The 1,222-nt window shown below is 67.6% G+C and carries 1 protein-coding gene; it reads left to right on the top strand.

What is annotated here, in order from left to right:
* Positions 1–114: 114 nt before the first annotated feature.
* A partial coding sequence (gene istA, locus LHA35_RS28290; RefSeq protein WP_226615192.1) for an IS21 family transposase occupies positions 115–1,222 on the top strand: 1,108 nt, incomplete at its 3' end.

The raw sequence follows: 1,222 nt of genomic DNA on the forward strand, positions 1-1,222 counted from the left end.
CTGTGATTCGGCGTGGAATAGGGACCCCCTTGGAGGGGTGATCGGCGTCCAAAAGGGACCCCTCTGAGGAGGGGTTCAGGCTGGCTTCCGGGATGGGCGGGAGCCATGGACGGGATGCTGGTCGTGGAGACGGTTGCGAAGATCCGGCGGCTGCATCTGTCGGAAGGTCGTTCGATCAAGGCGATCTGCCGTGAGCTCGGCTTGTCGCGGAAGGTGGTCCGGAAGGTCCTGCGGTCGGGCGCGACGGAGTTCCGCTATGAGCGGACACGCCAGCCCTTGCCGAAGCTGGGCGCCTGGCACGGCGAGCTGGACCGGCTCCTGGAGGAGAACGCGGCGCGATCGTCGCGCGAAAAGCTGACGCTGATCCGCCTGTTCGAGGCACTGCGGGGTCTCGGCTACGAAGGCGGCTACGACACGGTACGTCGGCATGCACGGGCGTGGGAGACATCCCGCGCATCGATGCCATCGGCGGCCTTCGTGCCGCTGAGCTTCGCACCCGGCGAGGCGTATCAGTTCGACTGGAGCCACGAGGTCGTGGTGATGGACGGCGCGACGGTGACGGTGAAGGTCGCGCATGTGCGGCTGTGCCACAGCCGGATGATGTTCGTGCGGGCCTATCCGCGCGAGACGCAGGAGATGGTGTTTGACGCGCACGACCGCGCCTTCGCATTCTTCCGGGGTGCCTGCACGCGCGGGATCTATGACAACATGAAGACGGCGGTGGACGCGATCTTCGTGGGCAAGGAGCGAGCCTACAACCGACGCTTCCTGCAGATGTGCAGCCACTACCTGGTCGATCCGGTGGCCTGCACGCCGTCGTCGGGCTGGGAAAAGGGCCAGGTCGAGAACCAGGTCGGGCTGGTGCGGGAGCGGTTCTTCTCGCCGCGGCTGCGGGTGAAGAGCTACGAGGAGCTGAACGCGCTGCTGCTCGACCGCTGCGTGGCGCACGCCCGGGCGCATCGGCATCCCGAACTGCGGGAGCGGACGACCTGGGAGGTGTTCGAGGCGGAGCGGCCGAGCCTGGTGGCCTACACCGGCCGGTTCGACGGCTTCCACGCGGTGCCCGCCGCGGTGTCGAAGACCTGCCTGGTGAGGTTCGACAACAACCGATACTCGGTTGTCGCCGGCGCTGTCGGGCGGCCTGTAGAGATCCGCGCCTATGCCGAGCGGATCGAGTTCCGCCAGGACGGCCGGGTGGTCGGCGAGCACCGCCGCTGCTTCG

The organism is Roseicella aerolata (assembly GCF_020523605.1).
Taxonomy (GTDB): Bacteria; Pseudomonadota; Alphaproteobacteria; order Acetobacterales; family Acetobacteraceae; genus Paracraurococcus; species Paracraurococcus aerolatus.